The following is a 20,207-nucleotide window of genomic DNA, read 5'->3' as shown; positions in this document are numbered from 1 at the left end:
AATTATTGCCCACCCTTTTTACTTTTAACATTTACAGTCACAATTACAATTGTTCCACTAGTTAAAACAATTGGTGTAATAACCAATAACATTCATGTTCCAATGGCTGTAACAATAATTCCGCTTGTAAAATTAGGTTGATATAAATCATCAGCCGTAATTAAACTCGGCAAGTCAGCAGAAGTTAATGTTTTGTCTTTGAAAACCCCTGCTGCTTTAGCAATTGGATCATTTAAAGCATAATCAACATTTGCACGTTGAATATTAATAAATCAAACTTTGTTATTGACAATATAACTTCCTAATGAACTTGTTACATCAATTCCATTAAGTCCTGGCCCAGTATGCTTAACTTTCGAATCATAAAAGTTTTGCTCAATAGTAGTTTGTTTTTCTAAAGCTTCTTGATACATTTCAGTGTTTTTTAAATTAAAACTTAACATGTCTTTTGCAACACCTTTTTTAAAAATTCATGTAAATCCTGGATTGACATATCCATAACTATGAAATTCAGTTGCAAATGCCTTATCAAATTTAATTAAATCCATTGAAACATCATTTAAATCAATGTCTTGCTTATTTTTAATAGTTTCACCTCATCGAGCATCAAATCAGTTATCAATAAACTTGTTGTATTCATCAATTCGCTTCGAATTTGATTCTTTTGCACTGTATCAGTTAGTTGATGACAATGCATCAGCTTTATAACTACTTTTAATTGCTGAGTTAACAATCATTTCATATACCAAACTTGAACCATCAATAACAAATTTGTTTTTAGCAAAATTAGTGTTAATCTGTTTTTTGACACTGTTAATAAATTTATATGACTCAAGTCCCATTCCTGGAGTTACCAATCCCACAGAAATAATAGCAGTCGTTCCCATCCCGATTGCTGCCAAGACAATTGATATTCTTTTCCCTATTTTTTTCATATATCATACCTTCTTTTTATACTCTCAAAATGAGACTAATACTTCAAATACTTTAAATATTATATATGCTTAAAATAAAATATGTACCATTTTGATACATATTTTATTTTGGAAAACTATTTTTTAGTCATTTTTTCAGCAATTTTAATGAGATCTTGGGCCACTTCAAAATGCGCTCATTTTGTTGGATGCGCTTCATCAAAAAAGAAGTAGTTATCTAGTTGTTCTGGTTTAATATTATTGTTAAATTCAATTTCAACTGTGCATCGCTTAATTACAGCCCTAAAATCTCTTTTAATTGTTGTAGGAGCTTGTGAAGTGTCACCATCAAATTTTTTTAGCATGCACTTAAACTTTTTTTGAAGATCATAAAAATACATAGTATGACAATATTGAGTATTAACTTTAACAAACATTTTTTGAAGTTTTCGATTAAATTCTCTACTTAATCTTTTTGTTGTTTTGGCTAAAGGCGTATTTAGATATTTGGGTAGGCGGCTAATATCTGGAGCATTTGCCAATATAATTTTTTTTAAACCATTGTTTAGTAACAACAGCAGTGTTGACTGAATATTAGCTACTGCTTCACTAATCTTATTTCGTTGCTTGCTAATTGGAAGATCAACGATTTGAAATAAGTCATTACCCCCAATTTCAATAAAAAGTAAATCATTAAAACTAATTTTATGTTGCTTAAGAAGCGAAACTGCCTGATCTTTAATTTTGAAATTGTTAAGCATTAAACCAAATCCCGAAGAAATTTCTGCAGCTGTTGCTCCTGCAATTGCATAATTTTTCCCATGCTTAACAAAATGATTGTTCGCTGTTTGATAATCAAATCCAGCCGTAAAGTTTTCAACTTTAAAATGTTTAGCAACTAGTAGCGCTGCATTATCGCCATTTGTGTAAGAATTATTAACACTTGGGTAACTTACATTAATTTGTTTTCGCAAAGAAGCGCTAAAAACTGAAGTCAGACCATTAACATCGCTCAAACTGTCACCAATTGTATAAAAGTTACTCAACAATCCAAATGCTTGCGAATCATCGATTGCATTACTTTTATCAACTTGTTGTTTTAATAAAACACTTTGGTTTGTAGATTCAAAGCCATCAAGATATTTATTCGAGCGCAACTTTTTTCGGAAATTGCCGAGTATTCTAAAGTATGATTTCATTCTAGTCCCTCAATTCAATTTATTCTAATTATAGTTCATTGATCATTTAATATTTTTGTCAAAAATTTTTAGTTTATTTTGGTTATTATTTTACAAAATAGTAAATTATTTTACTAAATATGATAATAAAAAAAGAACTCCTAAGAGCTCTAAACTATTTCATAATGGAGCAGGTGAAGGGAATCGAACCCTCACAGTCAGCTTGGAAGGCTGAAGTTCTACCATTAAACTACACCTGCATGTTTAACACTCTTATATAATAAATAATTTTTATATGAGTGTCAAGATATTTTTTCCTTTTTTACAAAATTTTGATTATTTTCTTAATCCCAATTTTTCAATAATTGCTTTATAACGATTTACATCATTTCTAGCCAAAAAGTCTAATAAATGTCTTCTTTGAGCAACTTTTTTTAACAATGTTCTTCTTGTCGGAACATCTTTTTTATGTACTTTTAAGTGCTCAGTCATATTTGCAATATCTTCAGTTAAGATAGCTACTTGAACTTCAGCCAGACCTGTATTTTTTTCTGATCCACCAAATTCTTTAATTAATTCTAATTTTCTTTCTTTTGATACCATTGTGGTTTCTCCCTTTTATTTTGATTATTAGCGTTTTATCAAAGTAACATCTCGGGAAAGATAGAAACTTTGGTAAACAATCACCTATAAAATAATAACATAATAAACTTTTAAATACATTAGTTATTTTACTTTTATCCCTAGAAGATCATTAGCTGCTTGCTTATCGCCATTTTTCAATAATTTGCGAATCTTTGTAGATGAAATTTCATTTGCTCTTGGCTCAACTCAAACATTTTCTAATCCAAAAACAGCTTGCAAATCTATAACTGTTCCTTTACCTTGAGCTCCAAACCTAAAATCAGCTCCTTCAACAACTCTAACAATATTGAAAGTCTCTTTTAAAATATTGAGAAACGTTTCTTTTGGAGTATTAACTAATTCATCATTAGTCAGGACTTCTATAAATAATTCAGATTCATAAACTTTTTCAATATATTCTGCTTTTTGTTTTGTTGATGTAATACGATTCTCTTCATAATTTAAATAGTCATAAATATTTTGGCTAAAGCTGATAACAACCATGGGAAGGTCATAATATTGGCTTCATTCCTTAGCTTTTGCTAATACTTTTTGATGATATAGATGCATTCCATCAAAATTCCCAATTGTTGCAACAAATGGTCGTTTGAATTTGGCAATTTTTTTTGCAATCACTTTTAAATTATCAATTTCAATCTTAATTAGTTCCATAAATTTCCTTAGTTATTTAGTCCACCACGGCGGCATTTAAAGACATTATTTTGGTCACGTTCATAGCATGCCAAGATATTATGATGTTCGTCTTCGATAAAAACAAGATTATCAGAAGTGTTAAGGACAATTTTTTTACCTAACATGACGTCCTTAAGATTATCAGTTTTTACAATTGAATGCTGTTCATTTTGTAATACAGTGTGCAAATCAATAATATCCTTTTCACTAATATCATGCATATTTATTGCTGCATCAATTGTAAATGATCCTGATTTGGTGCGTTGCAAAGCTGTAACATGCGCAATTGTTTGCAAATCATTGGCAAAGTCAACAACTAAACTACGAACATAAGTTCCCTTTGAACATTTAACTTCTAAAGTAATTTCTTGTTTTATTTGGTCATAACCAAGTAATTTTAAACTTTGAATCGTAATATTTCGTTTTTGAATTTCGACCTCCCGATTATCAAGAGCATATTCATATAATTTCTTACCTTGAACTTTAATTGCTGAATAAATTGGGGGTGTTTGATCATAATTTAAACCGTCATATTTGGCAACAACTGCTTCAATTTGAGATTGACTAATTTCAAATGGCACCTGAGTATGTAAAATTTTTCCATCACTATCATAAGTATCTGTTGCTACAAATAGTTTCATAGTTACAATATATGCTTTATCTGCATTTAATAAATAATCGCTAACTTTAGTTCCATTATTAACTAAACAAATAACTACTCCTGTTGCCAACGGATCCAATGTTCCCGCATGCCCAACTTTTTTAATTCCTAAGCTACGCTTAACTTTTTGAATGACTCCATTAGTAGTAATTCCTGATGGCTTATTAACAATAATAACTCCCGATTTATTTATCATGCTCACATACTCTTTCTACAAAAAAATCAAGACTATGCTTGAACTTTTATTATTTACTATTTCAAATCTTTTAAAATTTTTTCAATTTTATTCGCATTATCTAACGATGTATCATAAATAAATTGCAATTCAGGAACTGCGCGAACTTGAATTTTTCTTGCTAAATTCATACGAATTTTTTTATGATTAAGTTCCAATTGTTCAGCTACGCTTTCTTGATCAATTTCAGAATTAAATGCCAAAAATGTATAATATATTTTCGCCATTTCAGAATCATTTGTTAATCTAACTTCAGAAATTGATACGGCTTTTAAAATTTCATTATCCATTTCACGATTTAAAATTAATGTCAATTCTCTCAAAATTAATGATTCTTTTCTTGCTTGAACTTTTTGATTTGCCATAATCGATACCTCTTCTTAACTTAATTATAACATTTCTGACTAGTTTATATAAAGTACTGAAAGCTAAAAAATTTTTGTCTTTACAGTATAAATACAAATTGTTTAGTCAATACTTTAATTGAAAACGATAAAATGTCAAAGCTTTTTATCTTCAAGCATAAACCAAAATGTCTGCAATTTCACCGCAGCCGCAAATTCCACAATTTGCTTTTTCTTCTTTCAATTCTATATTTGCTTTTAAAAACTCAGAGTATTTATTCTCTAAAGATTTCTCAACATGAATACCTTTACGTAATGAGATTAAAAGTGTTTTTCCGCTGTCCATCAAATCACTAATTTCACTTATTCCTAATTTGCTCATATCTTGAATTTCATACACATTTTTAACATCTTTTGCCATTTTTTCAATCCTCCTCTTTTATTTAAATTCTAACACTTACTATCAAAATACTAAACTTCACTATCTATCTTTAAGTTTTTCGCTTAAATAGAGGTTCTTCGCAAACTTTGAGATTTTTAATAATGAACTTGAATCAATGTATTTTTCTCATTTGATATTTATTCAATTATATTTGCGTACTCTGTTTTTCTACTACATTAGCAGTTCACACAAAGTCAAAAAAAATAACCTTACGGTTATTTTGTAGTTGTTTTAGTTTTTGATACACGATCTTTTGAAGCTCTCAGCATTTTTTCATTTGCCAAAGTTACAAAAGCACAAGGTAATGCAGTAATTACAAATGTGATTACTCAAGCAATTGCAAAGTTAGCAACATTCCCAGAACCAATATTTATAATAGCTCCAACCATTAAAAATATTAAATACATTAGTATCAATACAAATGATGCTCCTCCAGTAAAGTTAGCAATTCTCAAATTCAATTTAACGAATTTATTTTTCTTAAATACTAGTGATAGTAATAATCCTAAGATTTCAAAAACTGCAAATAAGCAAACTAGTAATAATCCAAAGATTCCAAGATAGTAAGCAGCTGATGCTCATCAAGCACGAGCACCCCCTAAATTTGATAATGTTGCTAGTGTATAACTAATACCATCAAAGTTAAATTTGATTCCGTAAAGTCCAACGATTACAGCAATAAAGAAAATAGTCCCAAAAACAATGGCCATAATTTCTTTAATTCCGAATCTCGTATTTTTTGTTGTTGTCATTTAATATACCTCCGTACTTATAAAGTATTATACCTTAGATTTTATTTAAGCCAAATTGCTTAAACACTTTTTTTAATTTCTTCTTTGTAGGCTTCAATTATGTCGCCTTCTTTAATATCATTAAAGTTTTTAATTGTTAGTCCACCTTCAGAACCAATTTTTGCTTCCTTAATATCTTCTTTTTGATGTTTTAAAGAAGATATTTCTCCTGTATAAGCAACTATTCCATCACGTAGGATACGAATACGAGCATTACGAGGAATCATTCCATCTACAACATGGAATCCGGCAATAACTCCAATATCTGTGTGTCTAAATAGAGCACGAACTTCAGCTTGCCCTAAAACAACTTCTTCAATAATTGGATCAAGCATGCCTTTGGCAGCATCTTCTAATTCTTCAATTACTTTATAAATAATATTATGCAAACGAATATCAACTCCGTCTTCTTCAGCTTTACGACGAACTGAAGCATCTGGACGAACATTAAATCCATAAACAATTGCTGATGATGCCATCGCTAAAGTAATATCAGAATTAGAAATAGCCCCAACTGATCCACGAATAACATTTAACTTAACACCAGCAATATCAATTTTTGCTAATGATCCCTTTAGGGCCTCAACCGATCCTTGAGTATCAGCTTTGATAATTACGTTAATGTTTTTCAATTCACCTTGATCAATGTGATTTTTAATTTGATCTAATGTAAAGGCCTGCTTTGATTGTTGTTCGGCTGCACGCTTTTTATCAATTTGTGCTTCAGCTATTTGACGGGCCATTTTTTCATCATTCATTACGATGAATTTATCTCCAGCATTTGGAACTGAATTAAGTCCAAAAATTACTACTGGGCGAGATGGTTCAGCTTTAAGAACTTTTTTATGGTTTTCATTTTCCATATTTTTAATAGCTCCAAAAGCTCCCCCTGCAACAACCATATCACGCATTTCCAAAGTTCCTGATTGAACAAGAATTGAAGCAACTGGTCCTCTTGACTTATCTAGATGTGCTTCAAGAACAACTCCTGAAGCAAATTTGTTAGGGTTGGCACGGTAATCTTTAATTTCAGAAATAAATAAAATTGTTTCTTGTAATTCTTCCAAACCTTGCTTTTCTTTAGCCGATCCCAAAATAAACGGAATGTCTCCTCCATATTCTTCAGCTACTAATCCATAGTTCATTAATTCAACTTTAACTTTTTCTGGATCTGCTCCTGGCTTATCACACTTATTGACAAAAACAATAATTGGAACTTCGGCCATTTTAGCATGATCAATGGCTTCTTCTGTTTGAGGCATCACCCCATCATCAGCTGCCACAATTAAAATTACAATATCAGTGGCATTAGCACCACGGCTTCGCATTTCAGTAAAAGCCTCATGTCCTGGAGTGTCAATAAAAGTAATTTTTTTACCAGAACTATGAACAACTTGGTAAGCTCCAATTGCCTGAGTAATTCCTCCAGCTTCAGATGCAGCAACATCAGCATTACGCATTGAATCTAGCAATGTTGTTTTACCATGGTCAACGTGCCCCATAATTGTAACAATTGGAGCTCGGTCAACCAAATCTTCAGGTTTATCTGCTACTTGCAATTGTTCAAAAATATTTTCCTTTGTTAGCGACTCTTCTTTTTTAAAGTCAAATCCAAATTCTAGAGCCAATTCCCCCATTTGTTCTTCACTCAACATCATATTTTGGTTCATCATTAATCCTTGATTAAAAAAGAATTTCAAAATATCAGCTGTTGACTTTCCAACTTTTGAAGCAAATTCAGTAACTGATAAAGGTCCTGTATAAACAAACACTCCATCGATTAAACCTGTTGCAACCTCTTCTTTAAGTTGTTGTTTAATATGTTTTGTATGCTCTTTTGCTTTTGCCTTGGCAGCAGCCGAATTAGTATTTCTGTTATTGTTTTTGTTGTTTTTATTTATAGCCATGTAAATTTTCCCCTTTCTTTTACTGTTTAATTGTAGATTTAAGCAACTTAACAAAATTTTGTTCTTTAAATCCTACAGCGACAATAGTGGTTCTTCCACACGCTTGAGCAAGTTCTTCAACTGTCAAAATATCATCTCAATATTCAACTTCGTTAAACTTGCATTTGTCAGTTATTTTCTTCTTTTGACTTGGACCCATATTTGATCCAATAATGACAAATGTCACTTTTTTCCCTTTGATGAAGTCTAATAATTTTGCCCCATAAATAACGTTTCGTGACCCATAGGCCATTCCAATGGCATTTAATAATTTTTGTTTATCCATTGATAACCTTTTCTAATTCCATATAAATGTTTTGATCAATTCGTACTTTTAAGCCTCGAGACAATAAATTAAGTTTTTTGACTATCTTAAATGATTCTAGATCACCTTTAACGTAAACTCCACGGCCCTCTGCTTTATAAGTTAAATCTATAAATATTTTACCTTCTTTATTTTTAACAATGCGAATTAAGTCTTTTTTTGGCAACATTTGTTTTGAAGCAATATCTTTTCTTAAGATTAGATTTTGATATTTCATCTTAATTAATCGTAGTACTTATCGTAGTCAGCAATTTCTTCTTCATCAAAATCAGTTTCTTCAGTTTCCTCAATTACATTTTCAAATTCCTTTAATTTTGCAGCAATTTCGTCCAAATTATGATCTTCTGCTAACTCTTCATCTACTGCTTCGTTTTGAACTTTTATTGGCTCAGGAATTGTTGCAAACTCCAATTCTTCAATTTCATTTTCTAACTTAATTTCATCTTGCAAGGCTGCCAATGCATCAACATCAAAAACTGGTTTTTGACTTGCTCTTGGTTTTGATACTCTTGGATTACCAGCAGTTTTTTCACGACGTTTATTAATGTTTGCTAAAAACTCTGGATTTGATAATTCAGCTTCTGAAATATTTCCGTTTCACAAAATTTCGACCTTATCTTCTAATGCATTTGCATATGAATAAATATTGACACGAATTTTTAGCAGGTTAGCTACTAAACGTGCAGCAATTCCAGATTTACCAATAGCCAATGATAATTGTTCATTAGGAACAATTACATCACATTCACCATTTTCTTCATCAACACTAACTGAAATAACACGAACTGGTGCCATTGCGTTCATAATAAAGTTTTCAACTAATGAATCTCATTTAACAACATCGATTTTTTCTCCACGAAGTTCAGATGAAACATTGTTAATACGTGCCCCATGAGAACCAACTACAGCTCCAATTGGATCTACAAATTCGTCATGTGAATATACTGCTACTTTAGCACGTTTTCCAGCTTCACGAGAAACTGCTTTTATTTCAACGATTCCTTCACTTATTTCTGGAACTTCTTGTTCCAATAATTTTGCTAAAAAGTTTGGCGCTGTACGCGAAACCATCACTTGTGAAAACTTATTGTCTTTAGCAACTTCATCAATATATAAAGTTACATATTCGTTAACTTCAAACTTTTCACCATTGATAGTTTTTTGATTTCATAATGAAGCAACAGTTCCGTCAATATCAACTAAATATGATGTCCCTTGCTCATTCATTCCAGTAATCTTACCTTTAATAATTTCACCTTGTTTATCAATAAACTTGGCATAAACTTTTGCACGTTCTGCACCTTTTATTTTTTGTTGAACAATTTGACGAACTTGAAATACTGCTAGTCTTGAAAAGTCTTCGTTAAATTCAATTGGACGTCTAATTAAATCGTGCTCTGAAAATTCTTGACCAAATTCTTTTTTAGCATCAGCTGGAGTGATTTCTAATCAATCATCTTCAACTGTATTTAAAACTTCCAATTCTTGGAACATTTTAATTGCCCCAGTTGACTCTTCGATCTCAACTTGAATAATCGCATCTGTATCAAAGAAACGTTCAAAAGCTTTTTGAAATCCTTCAACAATTCCTTCAAATATTGTATTTTTATCAATACCTTTTTCTTCAGCAATTAAGCTAATTGCCTCTAATAATTCTGCACCATTTACCATGCTATCCCCCTAAAATTTAACTGCATATCTAACAGTTTTTATATCTTCTCATTTAAATAACGCTTTTTTCTTTTGACCTTTAACAAAGAATTCAATTTTAAATTCTTCAGTCTGATTATTAAAGTCTACTAGTATTCCTTCAAATGTTGATAAATTTTTAATACTTGCTTGTAGTTCTACATAAATATATTGACCAACAGCCTTTATCATTTCTTCAAAATCTCGAATTGATTTTTCAATTCCTGCACTAGCAATTTCTAACATGTAAGGTTCCTTAATAGAATCAAATTCATCCATTGCAATTGACAGCTTTTCGTTGACTGCAGTTAGCGCATCAAAATCTAATGGCTTATTCGGTTGATTTAGATCTTCAACTAAGATTTGTAAAATATCACTTTCAAAATCAACAAAGTTATTAACTTCATAAACTCTTAAATGATGTTCTTTTAAAATGACATTTGCCATTTCAATAATTGTCGTTTTTATGTTTGAAAAATTTTTCACTAAGTTCTCCTCTCATAAGGTCAATAAGAAAGCAAGCCTTTCGGCTTGCTTAAAATCTATCAATCTTATATTTAAATATTAACACTTATTAATAAAAGATACAAACATTTTTTTAAATTTAATAAGGCTTTTAAAACAATTACGCAAGAAGTAAAAAATGAGTTGATGACTATAAAAAAGATTAGGGCAAGAAGCATTTTAAAGAAGTCAAATAAAGTTTAACTTTATGAATAAGTAAAAAAGAGTTAATTCCATTGTTTAAGTAATTTTTGTGTTAAAAAAAGAAAAACGAATTGCTAAATTCAATAATAAAAAGGCTTAAAGATTGGTAAAAAATAACTAATGTTGATGATGAAATAGATAGCGTTAAGCTTTAAGCAGTTAATGAAAAGCACAGCATTACCTTTTCAATTTCAGCGACGATAGGTCTTGTAATTCATGCGAAATTATTTAATAAAACTGCAAATGCTGTTTTTTTTGTTATTCTATTAATAATAAAAAAAGGAGTCATTATGAAAATTGAATTTAAAAAATTTAATGAACTAGCAAATAAAGAAATATGAGAAATATTTAAAAATCGAAGTAAAGTTTTTGTAGTAGAACAAGAATGATTAGCATGTGACATTGATGATAATGATTTGATCGCAACACACATGATGATAAAAACTGAAAATGGTGAATTAGCTGCATATTTAAGAATTTTTGATCTTGATGATAACTCAATAACGTTTGGAAGAGTTTTAACACCACAAAAGTTTAGAGGTCAAGAAATAGGTAAAGAATTATTAAAAAATGTTATTATTTGGCTTAATAAAAATGCGCCTAAAAAAGATATTAAAATAAGTGCTCAATATCGACTTTTAAATTTTTATAAAAAATTTGGATTTATAGAAAATTCTGAAGTTTTTGACGATGATGGTATAGCTCATATTAAAATGATAATTAAAAGATAAAATAACTATTTGAAAGTTTTGAAATTAATATAATTCTCCTTGTATACAAAAATGATAAAAGACAACTCATCATTGAAATAGGTATGCAAAGAGGGTTTTTTTATAATTACTAAAGAAAATCTATCAGTGATCTTATCACCTCAAGAAAAAAGCCATTTCAATAATGAAAAGGCTTTTTTTAAAATAATATTAGCAGTGTAAAAATTCAAAACAAAGAGTGAAATATTGGTGTTGTCACTGATAACAGTGTTTCAAAATTAGCTAAAAATAGTACTATGTTACAGTTTTAAAATACGTTTATTCCAAGTTATAAAAACATCTTAAACGCCAAAAATGGTAAACCAAATAATAATTTAATTAAGTTTTCAATTAATGCTTAATGCATTATTTCATATTTTTAACGTCCATTAGAATTTGCATCATTTGGTGAGTTAAAATCAGAACTTTGATTTTGTTGATATACGATTACTGGCTCAGGTTTTGTTGCTGAAGCTACAAGGATGAAAACTCCACCAATCCCACTTACTAACAATAACGAAACAACCCCTAATCCAATATGAGATACTTCTTGTGGTGTATCACATTCGTTGTATGCACGCTTACTAGCAATTGTTGCTGGAATACATCATAATAGTGGAATAATTAAAATTCCTAATATAACTGTACAAATAAGGTTAAAAATATACGCTATTAAATACAAAGATTTGCGGGTGCTTGGTTGTTGAGGATATCCATAGTTATTGGAATTTTGTTGTTGATTATTCATAATTTCTCCATTTCATTTTATATATTATATTACATCAATTCGAAAATTTGCAATTGGCATACGAATTTTTTCCTTTACTCGTGAATTTGCAATTGTCTCATCGATTTTGCCCAAAGCTAATCCAACAGCTACTTGTTGATTTTTAGTAATCAAACCATGCTGCTGCAAAACATTTTCTAAAGCTAATTTATCTAGTCCTTCATGCGGGCAGGAATCAATATTTAAGCTGGCAGCTGCTACAATTCCAACTCCCAAAGCAATATATGATTGTTTCATACTTCATTCTTCGGCTAAGCCAATTGTTTGGGGACTACCAAAACGAGTATTTCATACATTATAGAAATTTTTCAAAAATGCTTCACGTTTTGCTAAGTCATCTTTAAAAATTAGACTTGTTGTATATGGCATTGTTTCATCACAAATTATCTTTGCCTTGTCATTTACAAAAATAATATATGCTGATGCTTGAGTAAAATTATCTTGATTATAAAAAATTTTATTCAAACTGTCTTTAAATGGCCCTTTTTTCATAACGACTACTCGAGTATTTAAAGCTCCATAACTAGCTGGTGACATACGAATAGCTTCAATGATTTGATCTAAATCATCATCAGCAATTTCATAGTCTGTTTGGAAGCGACGAGCGCTACGACGTTCTTCCATTAATTGTTTGACAGTTTGATTCATATCTCTCCTTTTGTTAAAAAAATATCGAACCGTTGGCTGGTTAATTCGATATTATATATTTTACCCTATTTATTGTAGTTTGGTGCTGCTTGAATCATTTTTACATCATGAGGATGAGATTCAACTAAGCCTGCATTGGTAATTTGAACAAACTTTGTGTTTGTTCTTAACTCTTCAATTGTATGACTTCCAGTATATCCCATTCCTGAACGCAATCCCCCGAGCATTTGAAAAACAATTTCAGCTAATGGGCCTTTATAATTAACCATTGATTCAATACCTTCTGGAACTAACTTTTTAGCTCCTTTTTGAAAATAACGATCACTTGATCCACGACTCATTGCAGCCAAACTGCCCATTCCCACATATGTCTTATATGAATTACCATCAATATGAATAACATCACCAGGTGACTCTTCAGTTCCTGCAAACATTGAACCAAGCATGACAGTATTCGCACCAGCCCCTAGCGCTTTTACAATATCACCAGAATACTTAATTCCTCCATCTGCAATAAAGGGAATATTATGCGTTTGGCAATATTCATAAGTATTGGCAATTGCGCTAATCTGAGGTACACCAACTCCAGCAACAACTCTTGTTGTACAAATACTTCCTGGTCCAATTCCAACTTTAACAGCATTTGCCCCAGCTTCAACTAAAGCCTTGGCTCCAGCTGTTGTTGCAATATTTCCTGCAATAATTTCTAATTCAGGATATTTTTTACGAAGAGATTTAACAGTCTTTAAAATTCCTTGAGAATGACCATGGGCCGAATCAACAACAATAAAGTCGACTCCAACGGCAATTAATTTTTGGACTCTTTCTAGCGTATCCAAACCTGTTGAAACAGCAGCTCCGACTAGTAAGCGTTTTTGAGTGTCATAAGCTGGATTCATGCCTTCTTCAACTTCAAATTTAAAATTTTTGACAACTTTTACTTCTTTAGCCTGGTTTTCAATACTCAGGTTTTTGTGAATCACTCCAACTCCACCGAGTTGGGCCAAGGCAATTGCCAATCGATGTTCAGTGACAGTATCCATAGCCGCTGACACAAATGGAATATTTAAACTAATGTTATTTGTTAAACGAGTTTTCAAACAAACTTCATTTGGCAATACATCGCTGTAGCTGGGAACTACTAAAACATCATCAAAAGTAATTCCATGATCTACTAATTTATTATTTAAGCTATTGTTTTTTCCCATATTTATTCCCATTCTATTGTTCCTGGAGGTTTTGAAGTTACATCATAAACAATGCGATTAACATGTTTAACTTCATTAATAATTTTATTAACTACTTTATCAATAAAGTCTCATGGTAGATGACTAGCAGTTGCTGTCATAAAGTCAACCGTATCAACGCTTCTCAAAGCTGCCACAAATTCGTATGTACGATTATCGCCCATGACTCCTACTGTTTTAACAGGAAGTAAAACAACATGAGCTTGTTGGACTTTAGTATATAAGTCTGCTTCGTGAAGAGCTGATATAAAAATGTCATCGACTTCACGCAAAATATCACATTTCTCTTTTGTAACTTCACCAATTACACGAATTCCCAATCCTGGCCCGGGAAATGGGTGACGATCAATCATTTTATCAGGAATTCCCAGTTCACGACCAACCTTACGAACTTCATCTTTAAACAAATCACGAATTGGTTCCAATAACTCGAATCCTAAATCTTCAGGTAATCCCCCAACATTATGATGTGACTTAATTGTTTTTGAACTATGCCCTTCTTTTGAAGATTCAATGACATCAGGATAAATTGTACCCTGCGCTAATCATTTGGCATCTCGACTCATCTTGCGTGCCTCTTCGGTAAACACATCAATGAATAATTTTCCAATCATCTTGCGCTTTGTTTCAGGCTCGCTAATTCCACGAAGATTTTTGTAAAATAACTCGCTTGCATCAACCATTTTTATATTCATATCAAAATTTTTAGCGTAAGTATCCATTACTTGTAGAGCTTCATTTTTGCGAAGTAATCCTGTATCTACAAAAATACATGTTAGCTGTTTTCCAATTGCTTTTGATACTAAAGTAGCGGCAACTGATGAATCAACTCCTCCACTCAAACCCAAAATTACTTTGTCATTACCAATTTTTTCCTTAATCTGAGCAATTGCTTTTTCAATAAAGGTTGACATATATCAGTCCTTTTTGGCTTTAGCAATTTTAAAAATAAAATTATTAAGTATTTCTGCTCCAAATTCAGAATGAGTTACTTCTGCATGAAACTGAATTCCATAAATATTTTGATTTTTATGCTTAATTGCTGCAATTGAATTATCAGAATGCGCAATTTGATAAAAATCATTAGGAATGGTTGTTAAATGATCAGCATGACTCATTCAAACATTTTTTGAATTAGGAACATTGTCAAATAAAATATTTGATAGATCATCAATAACTAACTGTGCCTTTCCAAACTCTTGTTTAGTAGCAGCTTCAACAGTTCCTCCAAATAAATGTGTAATTAGTTGTAGTCCATAGCAAACTCCCAAAACTGGATATCCAGCCTCTAAAATTTCTTTGTCAACCATATATGCATTTTCTTCATAAACACTGGCTGGCCCCCCTGATAAAATGATTCCTTTTAAGTTGGGGTATTTTAATAAATCAGCTTTAGTCAAATTAAAGTCAACTACCTCTGCTAAGACATTTTGTTCTCTAATTCTGCGAGCCAATAATTGCGTATATTGACTTCCATAATCCAAAATAATGATTTGTGTTTGTTGCATATTTCTCCTTTTTATTAAATAAAAAACTCGTCAGAATGTTGCAAAAAGTATGCAAAAAACTTCTCCACGAGTGCTAAGTCTTATAGATTCGTATTGGTACGACGTAGAGACACCAACCCATTATGTTGGCTTATACAAGTTTTTTATATTAAATTGTTATTTTAAATAATACTCCCTTTGTTAGAAAACTACAACTGTATAAATAAAAAAACTTAGCAAGCTAAGTTTTAAAATTCAAATGTTAATTGTTCATCACTTGATAATGAATCAGTAATTCGCAATTCATCAAAGATTTTTAATTGTGTCTGAGTTACTTGAGTTCGATTTTTCAAATCAGCTACTGATGCAATCGCTGATATTTCTCGAGCTTTAACAATTGATTCAGCCACTGTAATTCCTAGTGAGTCAATAATATTAAATGGCGGAATAATTGTTTTTTCCTTAGTTTGCGGATTCTCAACAACAACAAATCTTGAAGCTTGTGAAACTTTAAAATCAATATTTCCAAACTTAATTCCACGAGAAAACATTTCTAGCATTATTTCATAAACTACCATTAAATCTTCATCTTTTTTAGTAAGTTTATCACCATAAGATCCTGCTGATCGTGCCTCTAATTCTTTTAAACGATTGTTAACAGCTTCATAACCTCCAAGAGAAACTTTCAAATCAAATGCATCTGCTCTGGTAGATAAGAAAGTGGCATAATATTCGGCTGGATAATGAATTTTGTATCAAGCAATTCGATATGCCATCAAAACATAAGCAGTCGCATGTGCTTTGGGAAACATATATTTAATTTTCAAACATGATTCAATATATCAGTCTGGAACATTGCAGGCTTTCATTGCATCAATTCACGGTTTTTTAAGACCCTTACCTTTACGAACAGATTCCATAATCGTAAATGCCATTGATGAATCCAATCCCATTGACATTAAGTACACCATAATATCATCCCGACATCCAATGACCGTTGAAATGTTGGCCTTATTTTCTTTAATTAAGTCTCGAGCGTTTCCTAATCATACATCGGTTCCATGTGATAATCCTGAAATTTGAACCAAATCTGCGAAAGTTTTTGGACTTGTTTCTTTAAGCATTCCTCTAACGAATTGAGTTCCAAACTCCGGAATCCCAATTGCTCCAGTTGTTTCACCATTAATTTGATCAGGTTGAATTTTTAGAGAACTCAATCCTGAAAATAACGAATAAACTTGCTTATCGTTTGTTGGAATTGTCATTGGATCAACTCCCGTAATGTCTCTTAGAATTCTTAAAGCGGTCGGGTCAACATGCCCCAATATGTCCATCTTTAATAAATTGTCATGAATTGAATGGAAATCAAAGTGTGTTGTTTTTCAACTTGATGATGTATCATCAGCTGGATAATTGATTGGTGTAAAGTCTTCAATTTCATATTCAGAGGGTAAAATAATAATTCCTCCAGGGTGTTGACCTGTCGTACGTTTAACACCTTCAGCTAAACTGGCTAGACGCTCAATCTCAACTTTACGAGGTTGATTTTCATATCCAAATTTTTCTTCATAATATGCTTTAACATAACCAAAAGCCGTCTTTTCGGCAACTGTTGAAATTGTTCCAGCACGAAATACATTATTTTCTCCAAACATTTCTTTAGTAAAATTATGAGCAACTGGTTGATATTCACCTGAAAAGTTTAAGTCAATATCGGGAACCTTGTCTCCTTCAAATCCTAAAAAAGTTTCAAACGGAATATCATGTCCATCGCCAACTAAACTTGATTTACATTTAGGACATTGAGCTGGTCGTAAATCATAACCACACTTAACCTCTGCTGGAGTATTAAAATCGGAATATTGACAAGTTTCGCAGCGATAGTGCGCTTTCAGTGGATTTACTTCAGTAATTTTTGACATTGTCGCTACAAATGATGAACCAACTGATCCTCGCGAACCAACTAAATAACCATCATCTAATGATTTTTTAACAAGCAAATGTGAAATTCAATAAACTACTGAAAAACCATATTTGGTAATTGAATTCAACTCTTTTTCTAAGCGAGCCTCAACGATTTCAGGAAGATCTGAACCATATAATTCATGCGCTGTTTCATAGCACTTTGCTCGCAATTTTTCGTTAACATTTTCAATTGATGGTGTATACAGACCTTCTTTTACTGCTTCAATGTTGGGTTCTACCATACTAGAAATTAAATTACTATTTTCAATAACAATTTTATTAATTAATTCCTGATCTTCTAGTCAAGCAAACTCTTTTAGCATTTCATCAGTAGTACGTAAATGTTGATCTGGGTTGTCCTTCACACGACCCTTGTAATCAAATAAGGGATGACGTGTTCCACCTAAACCTTTAGCATTAATGTACACTTCACGAATTTGTTTCAATTCAGGATTTACATAATGTGCATCACTTGTAGCAACAATAATTTTGTGATATTTTAAAGCTGCCGCAATAATTATTTTGATAGTTCGCTTAAGTTCTTCTTCATTTAAAGAATCATTTTGTAAAAGATTTTTATAAACACTTAATGGTTGTAATTCTACATAATCATAATCTTGAATTCGCTTCTCAAGTTCAGACAATGTATTAGTTCGAGCCATTTCAAAAATTTCTCCATTAACACAAGAAGTCCCTAATAAAAGATTTCCCTCATTGCGAGCTTCAATAAGTATGTTTTTAAAAATTTTTGGCCCTCCAAAAAAATTATCAGTATGTGATTTAGAAACAAGCTTGTACAATTTTTTTAATCCCGCCTGATTTTTAACTAAAACAGTAGTATGAAAACCTCGCGTTTTAATATAATTCATATTTTCTTTATCATTTTGCGGATGAATTTTTGCTCAATCAGAATCAAGATTTATATCCATTATTTTACGCATGTTAGCTCACATATGTTCATAAATATCTGTTAAAACATCAGCATCATAGTCTCCACGGTGAGCCACTTTTTCATCATAAAGAATTCCATTTTTTTTGGCCACAGTTCCTAGACGGTGATTTTTTAACCCTGGATACATTGCTCGTGCAATTGTTAAGGTATCAATTACCGTATTTGTTAGCTCGGGATATCCCAATTTTTGAGCATAGCTATTTAAAAAGTTGAAATCGAAGTTTGCATTATGAGCGACTAAAATTGCACCATCGATAATTTCATAAATTTGCTTAAAAGCTTCAGCAATAGGCGGTTTATCTTCAAGCATTTCATCAGTTATATGTGTCAAATCTTTTGTAAACTGTTTAAGTTTTTGTTCTGGTTTAATTAAGATATCTATTTGTTTACGTTCTCCAGTTTTGTAGTTATAGACAACTGCTCCAAACTCAATAATTTCATCAAACTCTGGAGATAGTCCAGTTGTTTCCAAGTCGTAAACTACCAATTTTGTCTCACGTAAACTTTGATTCTTGGGATTTTTGACGTATCAAAGATCATTTGGTAGCATTGTCATTTCTAGACCATAAATCATTTTCATTTGATTATTAGAATCACGCTTCTTATTAATAGATTTAATAGCTGCATAGGCATCTGGAAATGATTGAACATTATTATGATCAGTTAGTGCCAAAGCATTCCATCCTCATTGATTTGCTAGATTAGCGTAATCTTTAAAATCAGAAATACCATCCATAGCTGACATTTTAGAGTGAATGTGTAATTCTACACGCTTGTTTTTTGCCAAATCTTTACGAACTTCAACATTTTTTTCAATTTTGCAAAAATTATCAATATAAAAGACTTGCTCTTGATCATATTGAGAATAACTTGTTTTTCCCTTCAAAGCAACTCAATCGCCTTTTTCAATTCGCAATGCTTTCATTTCTTTGGCATTATCAGCAGCTGCTTCTTCATCAGTTAGACTATCAAATAAACAATCACTTTCATCTTTTCCAAAGTAAGTTGCCTTGATTGAAGATTTGTGATCAGTAATTCCCAAAATATAAATTTTTCTTCCAGCTCGAGAGACTCTAATTTCTTTGGTCATTACCATTCCATGAATAACTACATTTTGAGCATCATTATCAATATCAGCAATTGATTTATAAGTAGGTTCATCTAATTTGACAAAGTTTTTTTTAAACACTCTATTATTAGTTTGATAAACTTGTCGGTTTGTTTCAATATTAGTTCTAATTGACTGCTCAAACTGAGCCTTCTTTTCAACAATTAGCTGATAGTTCTTTTCATGTTTTTTCCAATACTCTTCTTCATTACTTTGATCAACTTCAATGCTAAAATTTAAGTTTTTAAATCCACATTGCTTTAATTTGGCATCACAATATTTTGTTAATACTTCAAATTCAGCTTTTTGTGATAAGGATTCAAGTTTAAAGATAATTGTTTGATTATCAATGTCAAAAGTATAGCCTTCGCGGTCAACAAAATTTCAGCAACCTCCCTTTTCTTGAGCCTTGCTGTTTTTAATTCATTCCAAATATTCTCAAACAATTTCTTTTTCAATTTGCTGATGCTTGACATCCAAAATTAGTTTCATTGGGACATAATCATTTTTTTTGAAAGCGTAATTTATTTGCTCAATAATGCGAATTGGTAAAAAATTATTTATACTTATATGAACATAGGCTTTTCCTTTTAATTTAGAAATCTTAATTTGTTCAACTAAGTCGGCATTTTCAAAATAGCTTAGGTCAAGGTCATCAAAGTTAATTGACAATTTGTCAAAGATATTTTTAATTGCTTTATTCATAAGTAGAGT

General features: G+C 31.2%; 19 protein-coding genes, 1 tRNA gene and 1 riboswitch. Of the genes, 1 reads left to right on the top strand and 19 read right to left on the bottom strand.

The window, feature by feature from the left end; translation table 4 throughout:
* Positions 1-2: 2 nt before the first annotated feature.
* The 14 genes from CXP39_RS01745 to rimP all read right to left on the bottom strand — a co-directional run bounded on the left by CXP39_RS01745 (position 3) and on the right by rimP (position 10,328).
* Positions 3-935 (bottom strand): hypothetical protein, encoded by a 933-nt coding sequence (locus CXP39_RS01745; RefSeq protein WP_027048131.1) that lies wholly within the window; start codon positions 933-935, stop codon positions 3-5.
* 116 nt (positions 936-1,051) lie between these two features.
* Positions 1,052-2,113, bottom strand: coding sequence for an SGNH/GDSL hydrolase family protein (locus CXP39_RS01740; protein WP_027048132.1), 1,062 nt, complete (start codon positions 2,111-2,113; stop codon positions 1,052-1,054).
* 165 nt (positions 2,114-2,278) lie between these two features.
* Positions 2,279-2,352: transfer RNA gene (locus tag CXP39_RS01735), tRNA-Gly, on the bottom strand.
* Positions 2,353-2,428: 76 nt separating this feature from the next.
* Positions 2,429-2,695 carry a 30S ribosomal protein S15 gene (gene rpsO / locus CXP39_RS01730; protein ID WP_027048133.1) on the bottom strand — a complete coding sequence of 89 codons (267 nt, stop codon included), beginning with the start codon at positions 2,693-2,695 and terminating at the stop codon, positions 2,429-2,431.
* A 123-nt stretch (positions 2,696-2,818) separates the two neighbouring features.
* Entirely contained in the window at positions 2,819-3,388 is a 570-nt protein-coding gene (locus CXP39_RS01725; protein ID WP_051591860.1) for a nucleotidyl transferase family protein, read from the bottom strand.
* A gap of 8 nt (positions 3,389-3,396) precedes the next feature.
* The gene (truB, locus tag CXP39_RS01720; protein WP_245856643.1) at positions 3,397-4,266 is read right to left on the bottom strand and encodes a tRNA pseudouridine(55) synthase TruB; all 870 of its coding nucleotides are present in this window, start codon (positions 4,264-4,266) and stop codon (positions 3,397-3,399) included.
* 56 nt (positions 4,267-4,322) lie between these two features.
* Positions 4,323-4,670, bottom strand: a complete 348-nt coding sequence (gene rbfA, locus CXP39_RS01715; RefSeq protein WP_027048135.1) for a 30S ribosome-binding factor RbfA — start codon at positions 4,668-4,670, stop codon at positions 4,323-4,325.
* 145 nt (positions 4,671-4,815) lie between these two features.
* Complete coding sequence (locus tag CXP39_RS01710; protein ID WP_027048136.1) at positions 4,816-5,070, bottom strand: hypothetical protein; 255 nt, start codon at positions 5,068-5,070, stop codon at positions 4,816-4,818.
* 236 nt (positions 5,071-5,306) lie between these two features.
* Positions 5,307-5,843 carry a hypothetical protein gene (locus CXP39_RS01705; RefSeq protein WP_027048137.1) on the bottom strand — a complete coding sequence of 179 codons (537 nt, stop codon included), beginning with the start codon at positions 5,841-5,843 and terminating at the stop codon, positions 5,307-5,309.
* A gap of 59 nt (positions 5,844-5,902) precedes the next feature.
* Complete coding sequence (infB, locus tag CXP39_RS01700) at positions 5,903-7,789, bottom strand: translation initiation factor IF-2 (protein WP_051591861.1); 1,887 nt, start codon at positions 7,787-7,789, stop codon at positions 5,903-5,905.
* 19 nt (positions 7,790-7,808) lie between these two features.
* A complete protein-coding gene (locus CXP39_RS01695; protein ID WP_027048138.1) occupies positions 7,809-8,114 on the bottom strand; it encodes a L7Ae/L30e/S12e/Gadd45 family ribosomal protein in 306 nt (101 codons plus the stop codon).
* Complete coding sequence (gene rnpM / locus CXP39_RS01690) at positions 8,107-8,370, bottom strand: RNase P modulator RnpM (RefSeq protein ID WP_027048139.1); 264 nt, start codon at positions 8,368-8,370, stop codon at positions 8,107-8,109. Before rnpM ends, CXP39_RS01695 begins: the two co-directional genes overlap by 8 nt.
* A gap of 5 nt (positions 8,371-8,375) precedes the next feature.
* A complete protein-coding gene (nusA, locus tag CXP39_RS01685; protein WP_027048140.1) occupies positions 8,376-9,824 on the bottom strand; it encodes a transcription termination factor NusA in 1,449 nt (482 codons plus the stop codon).
* Positions 9,825-9,833: 9 nt separating this feature from the next.
* Positions 9,834-10,328: a ribosome maturation factor RimP gene (rimP, locus tag CXP39_RS01680; protein ID WP_027048141.1), complete on the bottom strand. Its 495-nt coding sequence runs from the start codon at positions 10,326-10,328 to the stop codon at positions 9,834-9,836.
* A gap of 512 nt (positions 10,329-10,840) precedes the next feature.
* On the opposite strand from rimP, the gene CXP39_RS01675 reads away from it, so the two are divergent.
* On the top strand, positions 10,841-11,281 hold the full coding sequence (locus tag CXP39_RS01675; RefSeq protein ID WP_027048142.1) for a GNAT family N-acetyltransferase: 441 nt from the start codon (positions 10,841-10,843) through the stop codon (positions 11,279-11,281).
* A 397-nt stretch (positions 11,282-11,678) separates the two neighbouring features.
* Here the strand turns inward: CXP39_RS01675 and CXP39_RS01670 are convergent, their stop codons facing one another.
* From CXP39_RS01670 to CXP39_RS01650, 5 genes are all read right to left on the bottom strand, one after another.
* Positions 11,679-12,047, bottom strand: coding sequence for a hypothetical protein (locus CXP39_RS01670; protein WP_027048143.1), 369 nt, complete (start codon positions 12,045-12,047; stop codon positions 11,679-11,681).
* A 24-nt stretch (positions 12,048-12,071) separates the two neighbouring features.
* Complete coding sequence (locus CXP39_RS01665) at positions 12,072-12,734, bottom strand: nitroreductase family protein (protein ID WP_027048144.1); 663 nt, start codon at positions 12,732-12,734, stop codon at positions 12,072-12,074.
* Between the two features lie 65 nt (positions 12,735-12,799).
* Complete coding sequence (gene guaB / locus CXP39_RS01660) at positions 12,800-13,942, bottom strand: IMP dehydrogenase (RefSeq protein ID WP_036256259.1); 1,143 nt, start codon at positions 13,940-13,942, stop codon at positions 12,800-12,802.
* Positions 13,943-13,944: 2 nt separating this feature from the next.
* Entirely contained in the window at positions 13,945-15,489 is a 1,545-nt protein-coding gene (gene guaA / locus CXP39_RS01655; RefSeq protein WP_027048146.1) for a glutamine-hydrolyzing GMP synthase, read from the bottom strand.
* A 63-nt stretch (positions 15,490-15,552) separates the two neighbouring features.
* A riboswitch (purine riboswitch) is annotated at positions 15,553-15,647 on the bottom strand.
* A gap of 69 nt (positions 15,648-15,716) precedes the next feature.
* Entirely contained in the window at positions 15,717-20,198 is a 4,482-nt protein-coding gene (locus CXP39_RS01650) for a PolC-type DNA polymerase III (RefSeq protein WP_027048147.1), read from the bottom strand.
* Positions 20,199-20,207: the final 9 nt, after the last annotated feature.

The organism is Mesoplasma syrphidae (assembly GCF_002843565.1).
GTDB classification, from domain to species: Bacteria; Bacillota_I; Bacilli_A; order Mycoplasmatales; family Mycoplasmataceae; genus Tullyiplasma; species Tullyiplasma syrphidae.
The sequence above is the reverse complement of the archived record's forward strand: the minus strand, read 5'-3'. Positions and strand labels throughout refer to the sequence as shown.